The organism is Sandarakinorhabdus limnophila DSM 17366 (assembly GCF_945882885.1).
Lineage (GTDB): Bacteria > Pseudomonadota > Alphaproteobacteria > Sphingomonadales > Sphingomonadaceae > Sandarakinorhabdus > Sandarakinorhabdus limnophila_A.
On the sequence record NZ_CAMCWT010000015.1, the window covers coordinates 31,054 to 48,885 of the forward strand.

Genomic DNA, 17,832 nt, shown 5'->3' on the forward strand with positions numbered 1-17,832 from the left:
CCAAGGCTTGCAGCCGGCGCGCGCGCGGCGCAGTCTCGGTTCATGATCCGCACCCTCGCCGCTATCCTCGCCCTGTCCTGCACTGCCTTGCCCGCGCATGCCGCCCCCGGCGACGCTGCGGAGGCCAAGCGGCTGTTGATGGACAGTGTTGGCATCGCCAGCGTCAAGGGCAGCGGCCAGACCCCGGCGCTGGCGCGTTTCTATCGCGCTGCACTGGTGCAGGCCGGCTTCAACGCCGCCGACATCCAGATCGACGAACTGGCCGGCACCGCCAATTTCCATTTCGTCTGGCGCGCAGCCTCAGCCAAGGCCAAACCCATGGCACTGACTGGCCATCTGGACGTGGTGGAAGCCAAACCGGCCGATTGGGAACGGCCGCCGTTCACTGCAGTCGCCGAAAACGGCTACATCTTCGGCCGCGGCGTGCAGGACAACAAGTTCGATGTCGCCATGATGATCGCCACGCTGGCCCAGCTGAAGGCCAGTGGCTGGACGCCGAAACGCGACATCCACTTCTTCCTGTCAGGCGACGAGGAAACCGACGGCATCGCCAGCGCCGCACAGGCCAAGCAGGCCGGCGCGCTGGGCATCGAGGTTATGCTGAACAGCGATGGCGGCGGCGGTGGGCTGGACGCGCAGGGCAAACCCTTTTTCTACAAGCTACAGGCGGCCGAGAAATCCTATGCCGATTTCCAGCTGACCATCACCGACCCGGGCGGCCACAGTTCCACCCCCACCGCCAGCAACGCCATTGCCCGCGTGGGCCTGGTGGCCGCACGCATCGCCGGACACCGCTGGCCGGCACAGGTGAACGACATCACTCGGGCGTCGCTGGCCGAAGCAGGCCGCGCGCGGAGCGACGCACTGGGCGACGCCATGCGCCGCTTTGCCGCCAATACTGATGATGCCGAGGCCATCACGGCCCTGCGCGCCAATCCCGGCACCATCGGCCAGATTGGCACCACTTGCGTGCCCAGCATGATAAATGGCGGCCATGCGCCCAATGCCTTGCCGCAGCGCGTCACCCTCACCGTCAACTGCCGCATCTTCCCCGGCACCAGCATTGCTGCCGTGCAGGAGGAATTGGCGCGGGTGGCCGAGGACCCCGGGGTGAGTTTTGCCACCGGCATCGATTGGCCGGTCACCCCGGCATCGCCGCTGCGGCCTGACGTGACAGCGGCCGTGCAGGCGGCGGTTTCGGCAAGGTCACCCGGCCTTGCCGCTACCCCCGGCATGGACGCCGGCGCCACCGACAGCGTGTTCTGGCGCGCGCTGGGCATCCCGTCCTACGGCGTCTCTGGCCTGTTCATGCGCCAGGAAGACAGTTTCGCCCACGGCCTGAACGAACGTGTGCCGGAAACCGCCATCGCGCCGGCCCTGCGCCATTGGGAGATCATCCTGCGCCGCCTCGCCGGTTAGACCCTGCCCACATCACGACTGCCCACCCGGCCACACGGCTAGGGTTTCAGCGAAGGCGCCCGGGTGGCTACGCTCTTCCCGCGCCGCAAAAACACACAGATCAGCACAGCGATCCGCGCCAACAGCTTTGGCCTGGGCAGCGTGATGACAGCGCCAACCATCACCCCAGGTGCCGCCAATGACCAGGATTTCGTGGACATCACGGTCACGGTGGACCCGCAGTTCGATCTGTTCTTCATCGAAGTGGAACCGATCACGCTGTCCGAAACCCGCCGGGTTTATCGCCCCGCCTGATCGCTGCACCTCCGCGCATTGCCCGTTTTGCGCGGCTACTCCGCGCGGGGATGCGCCGCCGCCCACGCATCGAGCAATTGCGCCGCATCGACCTTGGTATATATCTGCGTTGACGACAGGCTGGCATGGCCGAGCAGTTCCTGCAGCTGCCGCAAATCAGCGCCCCTTGCCAGCAAGTGGGTCGCGAAACTGTGGCGCAGCGCGTGCGGCGTGGCGCTGGCAGGCAGGCCCATCGCTGTCCGTGCAGCCTGCACAGCGCGGCGCACCGTGCCGGGATCGAGCGCGCCGCCTTTCACTCCGCGGAACAGTGGGGAATCGTGGGCCAAGTCGAACGGGCATTTTTCGACATAATCCATGATCGCGGCCTGCACCTGGGACAGCAGTGGCACCTGGCGGGTCTTGGCGCGCTTACCGGTCACCGCGATCACGTCGCCCAAGGGCAGAGCGGCTCCGGTGAGCCACAGCGCCTCGCCAATGCGCAGGCCGGCACCATAAAGCAGCAGCAAAACCGCCATGTCGCGCGCCGCCAGCCAGGGCTGTGCCGCTGCATCGCCCACCACCGCCACCAGTTGCCGCACATCGCCCGGCGAAACGGCACGTGGCAGGCGGCGCGGCTGTTTCGGGACCTTCAGCGCGGCAATGGCATCGCAGGCCAGCCCCTCGTTGCGCCGCGCCCACGCGAAAAAGCCTTTCAACGCCGATACATCGCGCGCCAGTGATGGCGCCGCCAGCCCCTCACCGCGCCGCAGCGCAAGAAAGGCCCGCAGTTCGGCGGCAGCCAACGTGGCCAGCCGCCCACCGGTCACGGCGCCGCCCAGATGGGTGCTCAGGAAATCGTCGAACCGTTCCAGCGTCAGGCCATAGGCCCTGAGCGTGTGGACAGACAATCGCCGCTGGTCGCCCGAATAGGCGAGGAAGCGGCCGATCAGACCGGCCAGAGGCTCTGCCGCCGCGCTCAGAGGATGCTCTGACCCGTCTTGGCCCAATCGGCCTCGAACGCGGCCAAGCCCTTGTCGGTGAGCGCGTGGCCCGCCAGCTGGCGGATCACCGAAGGCGGCATGGTGGCGACATCGGCGCCGATGCGCGCCGCGGCCAGCACATGGACCGGACTACGCACGCTGGCGACGAGGATTTCCGTCTTGAAATCATAATTGTCGTAGATGGTGCGGATGTCCTGGATCAGTTCCATCCCGTCATGGCCGATATCATCCAGCCGGCCAACGAACGGCGAAATATACGTCGCGCCGGCCTTGGCCGCGAGCAGCGCCTGGTTGGCGGAGAAGCACAGCGTCACGTTGGTCTTCACGCCTTCGGCGGTGAGCGCCTTGCAGCTTTTCAGGCCATCCAGGGTGAGCGGCAGCTTGATGCAGATATTGGGCGCCAGCGCGCGCAGCACGGCGGCTTCGCGCATCATCGTGGCATGATCGGGGGCGACCACTTCAGCCGAAACCGGGCCATCGACGATCCCGCAGATTTCCTTGACGACTTCGAGGAAATTGCGGCCCGATTTGGCAATCAGGCTGGGATTGGTGGTGACGCCATCCAGCAGGCCGGTGGCGGCCAGATCGGCGATTTCGGCAACGTCGGCGGTATCGGCAAAGAATTTCATGGCGGCAGCCCAGCAGTGGAAGGGAAGATTCGGGCTGCTTTAACCGATGCAGACGGGCTTTCCTACCATCGCTTTTGGTCCCCGCACGCACCGGCTGTCCTACGCTGCGCCGCTATGGTATTTTTCAATCAGGGTCGAAGGCAACATTCATCGGGGGACTTCCGATATGACCACGCTCGAGCTCCAGAAAGCCTTAAAAGCCAGAGGCTTCGACCCAGGAGACATCGATGGTGCGATGGGGCGCAACACCATCGCTGCAATCCGTGCCTTCCAGGCGGCCAATGGCCTGGATGTGGATGGTGTGGCGAGGCCCGATACGCTTGCCAAGCTTGCGGCATCCGCAGTGCAGACTGCGCCTGACCCGATCCACAGCCTGTCGATGCCATGGTTCATCGAAGCGCAGCGCGCCATTGGCGTGAAGGAAGACACCGGCCCCGGTTCCAACCCGCTGATCACCGGCTGGGCGCGCCGGTTGCGCATTGATTATGCCAAGGATGAAATCGCCTGGTGCGGGCTGTTCGTCGCCCATTGCATCGGCCTCACCCTGCCCGGCGAAGTGCTGACGTCCAATCCGCTGGGCGCGCGCACCTGGACCAGGTTTGGTGTGCCCTGCCCTGTGCCGCAGCCGGGCGCCGTGATGACCTTCTGGCGCGGCAGCCGCGATGGCTGGCAGGGCCATGTCGGCTTTTATGTCGGCGAAGATGCCTCGGCCTATCATATCCTGGGCGGCAACCAAGGCGATGCCGTGAACGTGAAGCGCTTTGCCCGCGACCGTTTCCTCACCGCCCGCTGGCCGAAAACTGCCCCAGCCCCCACCGGCGGCCCGCGCATCCTGCGTGCCGACGGCAGCTTCTCGAACAACGAGCAATAAGGCCGACTGGACTGGGACTGAAGCTCAGCCCCCGGCCACCAGCTTCTTGAGCTCGGTCTTCAATATCTTGCCATTGGCGTTCCGTGGCAGCGGTTCGCGACTGAAATGCACCGCAACCGGCACCTTGAAGGCCGCCTGCCGCGCCGCCACGAAAGCGCGCAGTTCCTCTTCGCTGGCGTCGACGCCCTCTTTCAGCGTCACGAACGCCACCGGCTCCTCGCCCAACTGCTTGTGCGGGCGGCCGACCAGCGCGGCGTCCATCACCGCCGGATGCTCGTACAACGCGTTTTCCACCTCGACGCAGTAGATATTCTCGCCGCCGCGGATCAGCATGTCCTTGGCGCGGTCGATGATGAAGCAGAAGCCCTCTTCATCGATGCGCCCCAGATCGCCGGTGCGCACCCAGCCGTCGATGAAGGTGGCCGCCGTGGCTTCGGGCTTGTTCCAATAGAGCCGCACCACGTTGGGGCCGAAGCCGTAGATTTCGCCCACCTCGTTCGGCCCCAACACCTTGCCGTCCGGGTCGCGCACCTGCAGATCACACACCGGCACCGGCGGGCCGCAGCTGTCGGGCCGGTGCTCATAATCTTCCGCCATGTGGTGGGTGAAGGTGGCGCTGGTTTCGGTCATGCCCCAGCCGTTGCCGGGCTTGGCCTTGAACTCCTTGGCGATCTGGCGAACCAGTTCGGGCGCTGATGGTGCGCCGCCGTAGCTGACGGCCTCCAGGCTCGACAGGTCATATTTGGCGCGGTCGGGATGTTCCAGGATCTGCCAGGCGATGGTGGGCACGCCGCCGGCCGAGCTGATCTTCTCACGTTCGATCAGCGTCATGGCTTCCACCACATCCCATTTCTTCATCAGCACCAGCTTCACGCCGCCCACCAGCGCGGGATTGAGCACGGCATGGCAACCGGTGGCGTGGAAGAAGGGCACCGATAGCAGGGTCGCCTTCTGCGGGGCGTTGGGGTCAGCCGCCGGCGGCTGCTCGCCGCGCCGCAGGAAACTGCGCGCCGCGCTGCTGGCACTGGCCATGATGTTGGAACAGATGTTGCGGTGGCTGCCCAGCGCGCCCTTGGGCTTGCCGGTGGTGCCGCTGGTGTAGAAAATCGTCGCGTCATCTTCGGGCTGAAGCGCCAAGGCATCGGCCGGGATGGCACGGTCCTTCAGCGACGCCCAGTCCATCGGCCAGCCGATTACCTCTTCCAGCCGGCGCGCACGCGGATCACCAAGTTCCAGTTCGCTGGCGCGGGTAACGTAGATCTGCTCCAGGTCCGGGCAGTTGGGCAGATGTTCAGCGATGCGGTTGTAGCGCTCGGCATCGATCAGCAGGATCTTGGTGCCGCTGTCGGTCAGGCCATATTCCAGCTCGCCGCCCGTCCACCAGGCATTCAAGGGCGTGACGATCGCCCCGCACAGGCTGGCGGCATAAAAGGCGACCGGCCATTCCGGCAGGTTGCGCATTACCACCGCCACGCGGTCGCCCTTCGCCAGGCCATCGGCCTTCAACCGCTCGGCCAGCGCCAGCGTGGCGCGGGCAAAGGCTTCGAACGTCACCCGTTCCTCGTCCAGCACCATGAAAATCTTGTCGCCATGAGCGCGGCCGGCAGCGAAACAATGGGCCAACGATGCCGGCGCATTCTTCCAGACCCTTGTGGGCCGGCCCTGGATGGCAACCGTTTCCATCTCCAGCGGCTGCCCCGGCGCGGTGAGCAGCGCATGGGCTTCGGCAATCGACATGGCGGGCCAGTTGCTCATTCATCATTTCCCCAAGGCGTTTTTATTGCGGCCACGATGCCGCAAAGCGCAGCGCCCCGCCAGTCTGTCAGAACGGCGCAGTTCCCCTTCAATGTGGGCGGCTTGGCAACAGCGGATAACCCGCCTAGGCTGCGCCCAAACAAACAAGAGAGATGAGCCATGGCCACGATCGCCAAAACCGCTGAATGGGATGCCCGCGATGCCGCGAACATGCGGGGCGTGCTTGATGCGCAGCGCGCCAGCTTCACCGCCGAACTGCCGGTGACGGCCGCCGCCCGTCGCGACCGGTTGAACCGCGCGCTCGATGTGGTGCTGGCCAACAAGGACCGCTTTGCCGCTGCGATGAGCGAGGATTTCGGCCACCGTTCGACCGAACTCAGCCTGGTCACCGACATTATGGCGTCGATCAAGCCGCTCAAGCATGCGCTGAAGCATCTCGATGCCTGGATGAAGCCGGAAAAGCGCAAGCTGGATTTCCCCATGGGCCTGCTTGGTGCGAAAGCGCGGGTGGAATGGCAGCCCAAGGGCGTCGTCGGGATCCTGTCCCCGTGGAATTTCCCGGTGAACCTCACCTTCGCGCCGCTGGCTGGTGTGCTGGCTGCCGGCAACCGGGCGATGATCAAGCCTTCGGAATATACGCCGGTCACTTCGGCGTTGATGAAGGAAGTGCTGGAAGCGGCGTTTGACCAGACCGAAATCGCGGTGATCACCGGCGGGCCGGAAGTGGGCAAGGCGTTCACCGAACTGCCCTTTGATCACATCATCTTCACCGGTGCCACCAGCGTGGCCCGCCACGTGATGGCCGCCGCCGCCAAGAATCTGGTGCCGCTGACGCTCGAACTCGGTGGCAAGTCGCCCACAATCATCTCGCGCTCCGCCGATGTGGCGTCGGCCACCGAGCGCGTGGCGATGGGCAAATTGATGAACGCCGGCCAGATCTGCCTGGCGCCGGATTATCTGCTGGTGCCCGAGGAGAACGAAGGTGAGATCATCGAGGGGCTGAAGGCCGCCACCGCCAAAATGTATCCCACCATGCTGGCCAACCCGGACTACACCAGCGTGCTGGGCGCTCGTCACCGGGAGCGCCTGGAAGCCCATGTGGAAGACGCCCGCGCCAAGGGCGCAGACGTGGTGGTGGTCAATCCGGCGAACGAGGATTTCAGCAAGCAGAACACCAACAAGATGCCGCTGCACATCATCCGCGGCGCCACCGACGAGATGACGGTGATGCAGGAGGAAATCTTCGGGCCGCTACTCCCCGTGCGCACCTACAAGTCTGTGGACGGCGCCATCGACGAGATCAACCGCCGCGACCGGCCGCTGGGCCTATATTGGTTCGGCCAGGACGAACTGGAACAGCGCCGCGTGCTCGACCGCACCATTTCGGGCGGCGTGACGGTGAACGACGTGATCTTCCACGTCTCTGCCGAAGACCTGCCGTTCGGCGGCATCGGCCCGGCCGGCATGGGCAATTACCACGGCCACGATGGCTTCAAGGAATTCAGCCATCCCAAGGCGATCTACAGCCAGCCCAAAATCGATCTCGCCGGCCTGGCCGGGTTCAAGCCGCCCTATGGCGCCAAGACCGCCAAGGCACTGGCGCGGGAACTGAAGAAGTGAGGCTCAGGCCGGCGGTCGTGTTGCAGCGAACGCCGGCGTGGCCAGCAGCCTATACGTCAATTCTGCCAGCGCCGCGTTATGCTCACGCCAGTGCAGATCGGGGAAACGGAAGCTGAGATAGTCGCAGGCGACCGCGATGCAGATGTCGCCAAAGTCGCTGCCGCCAACGCGGGTGTTCATCACGCTCAGCGCACGTTCGATGGCGCGATATTGCCGGTCCACCCACGGGCCACTGGTGATACCCTGCGTCATATTGAACCTGAGGATGATCGCGGCATCGAGCACGCCGTCGGCCAGCGCCTCGGTGGTGCGCGCCTGCCAGTGGGCGTGGCCGCTTTGCGCCATCAACTGCTGCCCCGGCACGCTGGCGAGAAGGAAGGCGGCGATCACCGGTGAATCGATCATGGCGCTGCCATCGTCCAGCACCAGCGCCGGCACTTTGCCGAGCGGATTGGCGGCCAGCAGCGCGGCTGGATCGGTCATTGGCGCGGTGTCTTCCACCGGCAGGGCAAGGCCCAGTTCATGCGCAACCACCCGCAATTTGCGGGCATAGGGCGACGTAGGAGAGGCGAGGAGTTTCACTTTTCCACCTTCAGTTGTTCCAGCAGAAAGGCTTCGACCTGGCTCCACACCGGGCTGCCCGGTGCGATCACTTCGAAATGGCCGGTGCCGCCGAGGATGAGGGCGCTGGATTTGCCCTTACCTTTCCGTGCTTCTGTCACCCACTTGGCGGCGGCGGTGGGGGAGAGGAACAGGCTGGCAGAGACCAGGCCGGATTTCACGTCCAGCGGCAATTGCGCCTGCGGGCTGCCTTCGGCCCAGCGCTTGGGCTGCTCAGCCGGCGTGCCGCCAAACATCGCCTTGCCGGCCGGGACACCACAGCCCTTCTCGAACGTCTCGATCTCACTGGACGGATCGGCCGGGCCGTCAATGGCGACCACGGCCCCGATCTTCAGCGGATCAGGCGAGGCGATGTCGCTGTCCTTCGGCAGTTTGTGACGGCTCGCCACCCATAGCGCGGCATGGGCGCCGGCACTGTGGCCGGTGACGGCAAGCCGCGCCAGATCGATCGGATAGCGTTTGGCGAGGTCGCGCAGATGATCGGTGGCCGCCGCCCAATCGTTAAAGGTGCCCGGCCAGCCAGCGCCAGCATCTCCGCTGTATTTGCCGTCCTTGTCCTTCTCACCAGCCTGGCGATATTCGATATTCCAGGTGGCAAAGCCCTTTTCCGTCAATCGGCTGGCCAGCGCCGCGGTGTTCTGGCGGGTGGCAAAGCCCTTCCACCAGCAGCCACCGTGGATGACGATCACCACCGGGTGCGGGCCGGGACCCGCCGGCAGGCGCAGATCGCCGACTTGGGTTGGTTCCTTGCCATAGGCCTCGGTCAGCGCCGGGGCGGAGGACGGCAATTTATCGACATCCGCCGGCCGCATCCGCTGTGCCAGCGCCGGCGTGGCGGCCAGCAAGGCCAGAACGAGGGCAGCGCACTTCACTTGAGCAACCCCGCCGCCTCATTCAAGCGATCTGCATAATCACCCAGCGCCTTCGCCGCGATCCCGGCTTCGCGGGTCGCATCGTCAAAGCGCCGCTCTTCCACCGCTTCGCGCAGGCCCGGCAGCGTCTTGGAGCCATAGCCGGTGAAGCGGCCCGGTGCGTAGAGGATGTTGCGGAACCACGGCCGGAACGGCAGGCCGCTGGGGCTGAGCAACGTCTGTTCGATGTCGCGCAGCTTGCCGTTGAACGCTGTCGTTTGCGCCGGGGTCAGGCTGCCTTCCTTTGCAGCAATGGCGGCATCGAAAGCCTTGGCGGCACCATCCAGCCGGGTGATCGCCGCATCCAGCACGGCCAGATCGAGCGCCGGGGTCGGCGTCTTCGGCAGCGGCGGCCCGAGCGGATCGCGCGGATCGCTGCCCAGCCGGTAGATGTCGGCGCTCAGCGCAGCGCGCTTGTCATCCTCGCGGCGGCGGTTGTCGATCAGCGTCTTGATCTCACCGAAATAACTGCGGGCCGCGCCGGCCACCGGGCCAAAACGCACCGGCAGCGCATCGGCATCGGCCAGCCGCATCACCATCCGGCCCGCCACCTTGGACAGCACCGCGCCATAGACGAGACCCGGATCATCCCAGCGCACGAAATGATCATAGCTGTCGTAGATCGAGTGATAGGAACCGGCGCTCTCGCCCTCGCCGCCAAAGCCGATGTTGATCGACGACACGCCGGCATGGTGGATGAAGGCGGTGTAATCACTGCCCGAACCCAGCGCATCCATCGGCTGATCGGCGGCCAGTTCGGCGGCCGCCAGCGCCGCCGGATTGCCGCGCAGGCCGTCGAACGCTTTGGCGCGCACGCCCGCCCGCCAGCGGTCGGCCACGCTGGCGCCGGTCTGCGGATCCTTCACGTCAGCAGCGGCCTTGCCTATCAACGCGGTGAACTGCCCGCTGCCATCGACGCCCAGAAAGCCGCGGCCATTGCTGTCGCTGTTGATGTACACCACCGCCTTCTGGCGCAGTTCGGCGATATGCTCTTCCACCCACTCGGTTGAGCCCAACAGGCCCGGCTCCTCGCCGTCCCAGCTGGCGTAAACTATGCTGCGCTTTGGCCGCCAGCCGGATTTCCACAGCGCGCCCAATCCCTTGGCTTCGCTCATCATCGCGACTTCGCCCGACAGTGGATCGGAGGCGCCGAACACCCAGCCATCATAATGGTTGCCGCGCACGATCCATTCGTCCTTCTTCGACGATCCCGGCAGCGTGGCGATCACGTTGGAAATGGTCTTCAGCGACCATTCGGATTGCACCTTCAAATGCACCTGCACGCTGTCGTCGCCGCCGAAACGATAATGGAACGGCAGGCCGCCGCGCCAATCGTTGGGCACGGGCGCACCCTTCAGACGGGAGAGGATCTCGGTCGCATCCGCATAGGAAATCGGCATTGTCGGGATTTTCAGCACCGTCGGCGCCGTCTCGCGGGTCAGGCGCTTGGCGTCCTTGGTGGCACCCACACCGGGGGTGAGCGGATCGCCGGGATAGGTGATCATATCCAGCACGCTGCCGCGCTGCACCCCGGCCGGCGGGCGGCCGCCGCCGTTGGGATAGGTATCGGCGCTGCCATAACCATCCTGCTGCGGATCGGAATAGATCAGGCAGCCGATGGCGCCCTGTTCCTGCGCCAGCTTCGGCTTCAGGCCGCGCCAGCCGGCGCCGTACCGTGCGATGACGATCTTGCCTTTCACCGAAATGCCGCGCCGCGCCAGCGCCTCATAATCGGCGGGCAGGCCATAGTTCACATACACCACCGGCGCCGTGACATCGCCATCACCCTGAAAGGCGACATAGGGCGGCAGCGCGCCTGCAAGGCTGTTGGAGGTGGCGTCCTGCGGGATGCCCGGCTCCTGCCCGCCCAGCGTCTTTGCCACCGGGCCCACGAGAGCCAGCGCCGTGGAAACCGGCGTGGGATAGAGCACCTGATAATCGGCGCGCTTCACCTGCCAGCCCCATTCACGGAACATCTTCTCGATCAGCGCTGCATTGGCCTGGTTGTGCGGGCTGCCCATATGATTGGGGCCGGCGGCCATGGTCTTCAGCCACGCCATCTGATCGGCGCTGCTGATTTGGGCGTCGTACGCCGCTTCGCGATTGGCGGCAGGTTGCGCAGCAGCAGCGGTACCCAGCAGAAGCGCCGCCAGAATCAATGATCGCATGTTCGTTCCCCTCATGTGTTGCCTATGGTCTATCCAGCCGGCGGGGCGGTGACGAGGGGGAAAAACATCGCTACACCCATGGCCATGCCCGGTCCCCTCTCCGATCTCACCGTCATCGATCTGTCGCGCGTGCTCGCCGGCCCCTATGCCACCATGGTGCTGGCCGATCTGGGCGCCCGGGTGATCAAGGTGGAACGGCCCGATGGCGGCGATGATGCCCGCGCCTATGGCCCATTCATCAACGGCCACAGCGCCTATTTCGCCAGCATCAACCGCGGCAAGCAATCGATCGCGCTCGATCTGAAATCTCCGCAAGATCGCGTCATCTTCGAAGCGCTGCTGGAAAAGGCCGATGTGCTGATCGACAATTATCGCCCCGGCGTGATGGCGCGATTGGGTTATGGCTGGGAGGGTCTGGCCGCACGCTATCCGCGCCTGATCCACGCCGCCACCTCTGGCTTCGGCCAGACCGGGCCCGACAGCCAAAAAGCTGCCTATGACATGGTGGTGCAGGCCATGGGCGGCATCATGAGTGTCACCGGCCACCCCGGCGGTCCGCCCACACGCGTTGGCACCAGTGTGGGTGACATCACCGCCGGGCTGTTCACCGTAATCGGCATCATGGCGGCGCTGCATGACCGGGACCGGACGGGGAAGGGCCAGTTCGTCGATGTCGCGATGCTCGATGGCCAGATCGCCATCCTCGAAAACGCCATCGCGCGCTATGCCGCCACCGGCCAGTCGCCGGGCCCGCTGGGCGCGCGCCACCCGTCGATCACGCCCTTTGCCGCTTACAGTTGCGCCGATGCACCAATCGTGATCGCGGCTGGCAACGACCAGTTGTTCACCGCGCTATGCAAGGCGCTGGGCCTGCCAGAAGATGATCCGCGCTTTGCCGATAACAACGCGCGCACCACCCATGCCGAGGAACTGGCCGCTGTTCTGGAGGACGTGCTGCTCACCCAACCGGTGGCGCACTGGCTGCCGAAGCTGGAGGCGGCCGGTGTGCCGTGCGGGCCACTGAACACTATCGGCCAGGCGCTGGCCAACCCGCAGGTGAAGGCGCGGAACATGGTGGTGCACACCGCCCTGCCCGACGGCACACCGCTGATCGCCGCCGGCAATCCGATCAAGCTTTCGGCTCATGCCGATCCCGCCACCCGCGCCCCAGCCCCCGACCTGGATGCAGATCGCGCTGCTATCCTGAAGGAACTCGGCCTGTGACGATCAGCGATCTCGCCCTTGCCGAAATGCTCGCCGAAGCGGCCGGCCAGGCCATCCGCCCATGGTTCCGGCGACCTTTCCTGGTGGAGACCAAGGAAGATTTCTCCCCCGTCACTGCCGCCGACAAGGAAGCCGAAGCCGCCATCCGCCGCCTGCTGGCGCAGTATCGCCCCGATGACGGGGTGATTGGCGAGGAATATGGCGATGATCGCCCCGATGCCGAGCGGGTGTGGGTGCTCGATCCCATCGACGGCACGCGGGCCTTTGTCGCCGGCCGGCCGCTGTTCGGCACGCTGATCGGGCTGTTGGAGCAGGGCAAGCCGGTGCTGGGCATCATCGATCAATGCATCATCCGCGATCGCTGGATGGCGGCACCCGGCCAGCACACCACGCTGAACGGCGCGCGGGTGCATGTGCGGCACTGCACCGATCTTGCCCAGGCGCGCATCGGCACCACCAGCCCGCAGGCTTTTGAGTCGGAAGATTTCACGTGTTTCGAACGCGTGCGGACCGCCGCGCATGACACGCTGTATGGCGGCGATTGTCACAATTATGGCCTGGTCGCCGCGGGGCATCTTGATGCCGTGGTCGAATCCGGGCTGAAACTGCATGATTGGGCTGCGCTGGTGCCGATCATCACCGGCGCCGGCGGTGTGATCACCGACTGGGAAGGGCAGCCGCTCACCACCGCCAGTCGCGGCGCCGTCATCGCCGCCGGCGATCCGGCGCTCGCCGCCGCCATTGCCGAGGCGTTGTCCTGCCCGGATTGATAAGTGCTGGTGCCAGAACAGCGCCCTGCTAACGTGACCCGATGTTCCGCACCCTCTGGCTCATCATCGGGCTGACCAGCCTTGCGCTCGGCATTGCCGGCGTGGTGCTGCCATTGCTGCCCACCACGCCGTTCGTGCTGCTTTCGGCCTATTGCTTCGCCCGCTCCAGCCCCCGCCTGCACGACTGGCTGCTGGGCCACAAGATTTTCGGGCCCCTGATCCACAATTGGGAACAACATCGCGCCATCTCGCAACGCGCCAAGGTGCTGGCGGTGCTGTCGATGGCGGGGGTGGTGGGGATTTCGGTGCTGGTCGGCGCGCCGCAGCGGGTGATCATCATCCAGGCGGTGATCCTGCCGATCACCTGCCTGTTCATCATCACCCGCCCGAACGGACCTATTTCGTAAGACCAGTCCAATATCCGGCAAAGGCCCACAGATCGGCCGCTTCCGCGATGATCTTGTCGGTCGGCTTGCCGCTACCGTGGCCGGCGCGGGTTTCGATGCGGATCAGATGCGGCTTGTCGCCGATCGGCGCCGCCTGCAGGGCCGCTGCATATTTGAAGCTGTGGCTCGGCACGACCCGATCATCGGTGTCGGCGGTGGTGACGAGAATGGCCGGATACGCCTTGCCACCCTTCACATTGTGATACGGGCTGAAGCCGAGATTGTAGCGGAACATCTCCGGCTTGTTCATGTCGCCATAGTCATCGACCCAATATCGGCCGGCGGTCCAATTGGCATAGCGCAGCATGTCCATCACGCCGACGGCCGGCAGCGCGGCAGCGAACAGATCAGGCCGCTGGTTGGTGACAGCGCCCACTAGGAGGCCGCCGTTGGAACCGCCCTGGATGGCCAGTTGGCCCTTCGTCGTCAGCCCGCGCTGGATCAGCGCTTCACCAGCCGCGATGAAATCGTCGAACACATTCTGCTTGTTTAGCAACCGGCCGCCATCGTGCCAGGCTGCGCCATATTCGCCGCCGCCGCGGATATTGGCCACAGCGAAGACACCGCCCATTTCCATCCACACCAGCCGCGACACGCTGAAGCCCGGCGTGCTGCTGATATTGAAGCCACCATAGGCATAAAGCAGGGTTGGGTGCGGCTTGCTGACGTCCACATCCTTGCGGTGGGCGACGAACATCGGAACCTTCGTGCCGTCCTTCGACGGGTAGAAGACCTGGCTCACCGTGTAATCTGCCGGGTTGAACGCCACCTTGGCCTGGCGCACGACCTCTGCCGTGTTGGTGGCCGCATCATAGCGCCAGATCGACCCAGGGGTGGCAAAGCTGGAGAAGGCAAACCAAGTCTTACCGTCATCCGATGATTGAAAACCACCGGCCGTGCCGATGCCGGGCAGCGGCACCACGCCCACGGGCTTGCCGTCCGTTTCATACAACCGCACGACTGATTTGGCGTCCTCAAGCGTCTCCACCACCAGCCGCTTGCCGACCACGGCGCCGCCGGTCAGCGTGGCCGCGCCTTCGGGGACAACCGGCTTGCCAAAGCCGCTCGCGCCATCAACCGCGAGCAGCTGGTAACGCGGCGCATCCTTGTTGGTGACAAAATACAGCGTGCCGCCCTGGCTGCCGGCGAAGCCCCACTCCTTGTCGAGGGCGCTGACAAACGCACGCGGCGTCTCACCCTTGGACAGATCGGCGATGAAGACAGCGTTGCCGCCGGAGCTTTCACTGCTCGACACCACCATCCAGCGGCCATCTTCGCTCAGCTGGGCGTGGTGGCCCAGCTTGGGACGATCGGGGGTCGCAAACACCTTGGTATCAGCGCTTTGCGGCGTACCCAGCTTGTGGAACCAGATCGCCTCATTAAGCGTGGCGGACTGATATTTCTGGCCCGCCGGCGGCGCCGGGAAGCGCGAATAGTAAAAGCCGCTGCCATCGGGCCGCCAGGCCACCTCGCCAGTGTATTTCACCCCTTCGAGGCTGTCGGCCAGATCGATGCCGGTGGCGACATTCATCACCTTGATGGAGCGCCAATCGGTACCGCCGTCCTGCACGGCATAGGCGAGATGCTTGCCATCCTTCGACGGCGTCCATTCGGCCAGCGCCGTGGCGCCATCCTTGGCCCAAGGGTTGGGATCAATCAACACGCGCGGCGCGGCGCCATCTGCCTGCACATACAGAACAGACTGGTTCTGCAAACCGGAGTTGCGAGCATAGAATTGCAGCCCGCCACGAACCCGCGGGATGCCGAAGCGTTCGTAATTATACAGCGCGGTTAGCCGCTGGCGGATCGGTTCCCGCTTGGGCAGGCCAGCGAGATAACCCATCGTAACCGTGTTTTGCGCGTCCACCCACTTGGCCACATTGGCATCGGTGCGCACATCGGCTTCCAGCCAGCGATATGGGTCGGGCACCGAAAGGCCATGACGCGCTTCCACCTCGAACCCGCGCTTGGTTTCGGGATAGGCGATCGGGGCGGCAACAACAGAGGCAGCGGTGGACATCATCATCACAATCGCAAGAGGCAAGCGCAGGGCCGGTTTCTCCCTTTTGGGCAATGGCGCACACCATGGCCGCTTGCGCCCGGCATTTCCAGCAATTGCCACAATCCGGTCGCCTGCGACATCATATAAAGCTATCTTTATACTTGCGCGCAAAGGCCATGACCGATAGGGGAACGCCAACTCTAGCTTTCATCATCAGGAATCGCACCATGGCCGATTATGCCATCAAGGACTTGAGCCTCGCCGAATTCGGCCGTCGCGAAATCGCCATCGCCGAAACCGAAATGCCCGGCCTGATGGCGCTGCGCGCCGAATTTGGTGCGTCGAAGCCGCTGAAGGGCGCGCGCATCACCGGCTCGCTGCACATGACGATCCAGACCGCGGTGCTGATGGAAACTTTGGTGGCACTGGGCGCCGAACTGCGCTGGGCCACCTGCAACATCTTCTCCACCCAGGATCATGCTGCTGCGGCTATGGCGGCGGCCGGCATCCCGACCTATGCCATCAAGGGCGAGAGCCTGGCGGATTACTGGGATTATGTTGGCCACATTTTCAATTGGGGCGATGTTACCTCCAACATCATCCTCGATGATGGCGGCGATGCCACCATGTTCGCGCTGTGGGGCGCCCGCCTTGAAGCCGGCGAAACCATGGGCGAGCCGGAAAACGAGGAAGAAGTCGAGTTCCAGCGCGCGCTCAAAGCCTATATCAAGGCCCGCCCCGGCTATCTGACCGAGACGGTGAAAAACCTGAAGGGCGTTTCGGAAGAAACCACCACGGGTGTGCACCGCCTGTATGAACTGGCCAAGCAGGGCCGCCTGCCGTTCCCGGCGATCAACGTCAACGACAGCGTGACCAAGTCGAAGTTCGACAATTTGTACGGCTGCAAGGAATCGCTGGTCGATGCCATCCGCCGCGCCACCGATGTGATGCTGGCCGGCAAGGTTGCCGTGGTTGCCGGCTTTGGCGACGTCGGCAAGGGCTCGGCGCAGAGCCTGCGCAACGGCGGTGCCCGCGTGATGGTGACGGAAATCGATCCGATCTGCGCCCTGCAGGCCGCGATGGAAGGCTTTGAAGTCGTCACCATGGAAGACGCCGTCAAGCGGGCTGACATCTTTGTCACCGCCACCGGCAACATGGATGTGATCACCGCTGAACACATGAAGGCGATGCGCCCCAACAGCATCGTCTGCAACATCGGTCACTTCGACAGCGAGATCCAGATCTCGGCCCTGTCCAACTACAAGTGGACCGAAGTGAAGCCGGGCACCGACATTGTCGAATTCCCTGATGGCAATCAGATCATCGTGCTGGCCAAGGGCCGCCTGGTGAACCTGGGCTGCGCCACCGGCCACCCCAGCTTCGTGATGTCGGCCAGCTTCACCAACCAAGTGCTGGCCCAGATCGAATTGTGGACCAAGGCCAACGCCTATGAGAACCGCGTCTATGTGCTGCCCAAGCATCTCGACGAAAAGGTCGCCCGCCTGCACCTCGAAAAGCTGGGCGTGAAGCTCACCACCCTGTCGGACAAGCAGGCCAGCTACATCGGCGTCGGCGAAACCGGCCCGTTCAAGCCGGATCATTATCGTTATTGATGCGGCCCGCCCGTTGGGCAGGCATGATGGCGGCGATGGGGCAACACCCCATTGCCGCCATCGTCGTTTCGGGCCCGGCGCACCCCACCGCCCGAACCGCGCCGCCCGCACCGCGCCCTGCGCATTTTGGCGCTGGACTTGGGCCCAAGCGGCGGCCAAGAGCCGGGCATGACAGGGGCAAACTCAGCGGGCCGCGCGCTGACCATGATCGGCGCTTGGCTGCTCGCCGCGCCGATATTGGCGGCGCAGCCAGTCCTGCAGCCGATCCCGGCGCCACAACCAAACGACAGCACGCCGCCGCCCGCCGAATTGCCGGTGACCGACGAGCCTGATGCCGTCGCAGCATCTGTCGCCGCCACTGGCAGCCGATCGGCGGAAAACGCCGTGCGTCAGGCCGGCGATGCCTTCGGCACTTCGATCGGCCGCGAGGTCTCCGGCCTCTACAGCCGCGAACGCGTGCGCGGTTTCTCGCCGGTGGTGGCCGGCAATGTCCGCATCGATGGCCTCTA

The 17,832-nt window shown here is 64.9% G+C and carries 15 protein-coding genes and 1 pseudogene; 9 read left to right on the plus strand and 7 right to left on the minus strand.

Features of this window, described 5'->3' with window-relative positions:
- The first annotated feature begins 42 nt into the window (after positions 1 to 42).
- Positions 43 to 1,419 (plus strand): M20/M25/M40 family metallo-hydrolase, encoded by a 1,377-nt coding sequence (locus Q7O19_RS05115; protein WP_303809077.1) that lies wholly within the window; start codon positions 43 to 45, stop codon positions 1,417 to 1,419.
- Positions 1,420 to 1,482: 63 nt separating this feature from the next.
- Positions 1,483 to 1,713 (plus strand): hypothetical protein, encoded by a 231-nt coding sequence (locus Q7O19_RS05120; protein ID WP_022680045.1) that lies wholly within the window; start codon positions 1,483 to 1,485, stop codon positions 1,711 to 1,713.
- 35 nt (positions 1,714 to 1,748) lie between these two features.
- Here the strand turns inward: Q7O19_RS05120 and Q7O19_RS05125 are convergent, their stop codons facing one another.
- Together Q7O19_RS05125 and fsa are read right to left on the minus strand one after the other, a co-directional pair.
- Entirely contained in the window at positions 1,749 to 2,699 is a 951-nt protein-coding gene (locus tag Q7O19_RS05125; RefSeq protein ID WP_022680046.1) for a tyrosine recombinase XerC, read from the minus strand.
- On the minus strand, positions 2,669 to 3,322 hold the full coding sequence (fsa, locus tag Q7O19_RS05130; protein ID WP_022680047.1) for a fructose-6-phosphate aldolase: 654 nt from the start codon (positions 3,320 to 3,322) through the stop codon (positions 2,669 to 2,671). The genes Q7O19_RS05125 and fsa overlap by 31 nt, the downstream gene beginning before the upstream one ends.
- A gap of 166 nt (positions 3,323 to 3,488) precedes the next feature.
- On the opposite strand from fsa, the gene Q7O19_RS05135 reads away from it, so the two are divergent.
- Positions 3,489 to 4,193, plus strand: coding sequence for a TIGR02594 family protein (locus Q7O19_RS05135; protein ID WP_303809078.1), 705 nt, complete (start codon positions 3,489 to 3,491; stop codon positions 4,191 to 4,193).
- A 24-nt stretch (positions 4,194 to 4,217) separates the two neighbouring features.
- Here the strand turns inward: Q7O19_RS05135 and Q7O19_RS05140 are convergent, their stop codons facing one another.
- Positions 4,218 to 5,948, minus strand: coding sequence for a class I adenylate-forming enzyme family protein (locus Q7O19_RS05140; RefSeq protein ID WP_303809079.1), 1,731 nt, complete (start codon positions 5,946 to 5,948; stop codon positions 4,218 to 4,220).
- A 159-nt stretch (positions 5,949 to 6,107) separates the two neighbouring features.
- Here Q7O19_RS05140 and Q7O19_RS05145 point away from each other — a divergent pair, with 159 nt between their 5' ends.
- On the plus strand, positions 6,108 to 7,568 hold the full coding sequence (locus Q7O19_RS05145; RefSeq protein ID WP_303809080.1) for a coniferyl aldehyde dehydrogenase: 1,461 nt from the start codon (positions 6,108 to 6,110) through the stop codon (positions 7,566 to 7,568).
- Positions 7,569 to 7,571: 3 nt separating this feature from the next.
- Here Q7O19_RS05145 and Q7O19_RS05150 read toward each other — a convergent pair whose 3' ends face one another.
- Genes Q7O19_RS05150 through Q7O19_RS05160 form a run of 3 tightly spaced genes read right to left on the minus strand, consistent with a single transcriptional unit; the run spans position 7,572 to position 11,268 of the window.
- Positions 7,572 to 8,150 (minus strand): glutathione S-transferase family protein, encoded by a 579-nt coding sequence (locus Q7O19_RS05150; protein WP_273461738.1) that lies wholly within the window; start codon positions 8,148 to 8,150, stop codon positions 7,572 to 7,574.
- On the minus strand, positions 8,147 to 9,061 hold the full coding sequence (locus Q7O19_RS05155; protein WP_022680051.1) for an alpha/beta hydrolase: 915 nt from the start codon (positions 9,059 to 9,061) through the stop codon (positions 8,147 to 8,149). Before Q7O19_RS05155 ends, Q7O19_RS05150 begins: the two co-directional genes overlap by 4 nt.
- Entirely contained in the window at positions 9,058 to 11,268 is a 2,211-nt protein-coding gene (locus Q7O19_RS05160; protein ID WP_303809081.1) for a transferrin receptor-like dimerization domain-containing protein, read from the minus strand. Before Q7O19_RS05160 ends, Q7O19_RS05155 begins: the two co-directional genes overlap by 4 nt.
- Positions 11,269 to 11,352: 84 nt before the next feature.
- On the opposite strand from Q7O19_RS05160, the gene Q7O19_RS05165 reads away from it, so the two are divergent.
- From Q7O19_RS05165 to Q7O19_RS05175, 3 genes are read left to right on the plus strand one after another with little or no spacing between them, the layout of a single operon-like run.
- Positions 11,353 to 12,492 carry a CaiB/BaiF CoA-transferase family protein gene (locus Q7O19_RS05165; protein ID WP_022680053.1) on the plus strand — a complete coding sequence of 380 codons (1,140 nt, stop codon included), beginning with the start codon at positions 11,353 to 11,355 and terminating at the stop codon, positions 12,490 to 12,492.
- Positions 12,489 to 13,262 (plus strand): histidinol-phosphatase, encoded by a 774-nt coding sequence (hisN, locus tag Q7O19_RS05170; RefSeq protein ID WP_022680054.1) that lies wholly within the window; start codon positions 12,489 to 12,491, stop codon positions 13,260 to 13,262. Before Q7O19_RS05165 ends, hisN begins: the two co-directional genes overlap by 4 nt.
- A 41-nt stretch (positions 13,263 to 13,303) precedes the next feature.
- Positions 13,304 to 13,669, plus strand: coding sequence for a YbaN family protein (locus Q7O19_RS05175; protein ID WP_022680055.1), 366 nt, complete (start codon positions 13,304 to 13,306; stop codon positions 13,667 to 13,669).
- On the opposite strand, the gene Q7O19_RS05180 is transcribed toward Q7O19_RS05175, so the two are convergent.
- Positions 13,659 to 15,734, minus strand: coding sequence for a prolyl oligopeptidase family protein (locus tag Q7O19_RS05180; protein ID WP_303809083.1), 2,076 nt, complete (start codon positions 15,732 to 15,734; stop codon positions 13,659 to 13,661). The two genes, Q7O19_RS05175 and Q7O19_RS05180, sit on opposite strands and share 11 nt — an antisense overlap.
- Before the next feature lie 203 nt (positions 15,735 to 15,937).
- Here Q7O19_RS05180 and ahcY point away from each other — a divergent pair, with 203 nt between their 5' ends.
- Positions 15,938 to 17,323: an adenosylhomocysteinase gene (gene ahcY / locus Q7O19_RS05185; RefSeq protein WP_022680057.1), complete on the plus strand. Its 1,386-nt coding sequence runs from the start codon at positions 15,938 to 15,940 to the stop codon at positions 17,321 to 17,323.
- A gap of 204 nt (positions 17,324 to 17,527) precedes the next feature.
- Positions 17,528 to 17,832 (plus strand): annotated as a pseudogene (locus tag Q7O19_RS05190) (TonB-dependent receptor); the annotation flags it as partial.

Excerpts from the sequence above, each read along its gene's own strand:
- Q7O19_RS05140 (WP_303809079.1), bottom strand. The coding sequence starts at position 5,948 with ATGAGCAACTGGCCCGCCATGTCGATTGCCGAAGCCCATGCGCTGCTC.
- ahcY (WP_022680057.1), top strand. The coding sequence starts at position 15,938 with ATGGCCGATTATGCCATCAAGGACTTGAGCCTCGCCGAATTCGGCCGT.
- Q7O19_RS05135 (WP_303809078.1), top strand. The coding sequence starts at position 3,489 with ATGACCACGCTCGAGCTCCAGAAAGCCTTAAAAGCCAGAGGCTTCGAC.
- Q7O19_RS05180 (WP_303809083.1), bottom strand. The coding sequence starts at position 15,734 with ATGATGATGTCCACCGCTGCCTCTGTTGTTGCCGCCCCGATCGCCTAT.
- Q7O19_RS05145 (WP_303809080.1), top strand. The coding sequence starts at position 6,108 with ATGGCCACGATCGCCAAAACCGCTGAATGGGATGCCCGCGATGCCGCG.
- Q7O19_RS05160 (WP_303809081.1), bottom strand. The coding sequence starts at position 11,268 with ATGCGATCATTGATTCTGGCGGCGCTTCTGCTGGGTACCGCTGCTGCT.
- fsa (WP_022680047.1), bottom strand. The coding sequence starts at position 3,322 with ATGAAATTCTTTGCCGATACCGCCGACGTTGCCGAAATCGCCGATCTG.
- Q7O19_RS05115 (WP_303809077.1), top strand. The coding sequence starts at position 43 with ATGATCCGCACCCTCGCCGCTATCCTCGCCCTGTCCTGCACTGCCTTG.
- Q7O19_RS05175 (WP_022680055.1), top strand. The coding sequence starts at position 13,304 with ATGTTCCGCACCCTCTGGCTCATCATCGGGCTGACCAGCCTTGCGCTC.
- Q7O19_RS05165 (WP_022680053.1), top strand. The coding sequence starts at position 11,353 with ATGCCCGGTCCCCTCTCCGATCTCACCGTCATCGATCTGTCGCGCGTG.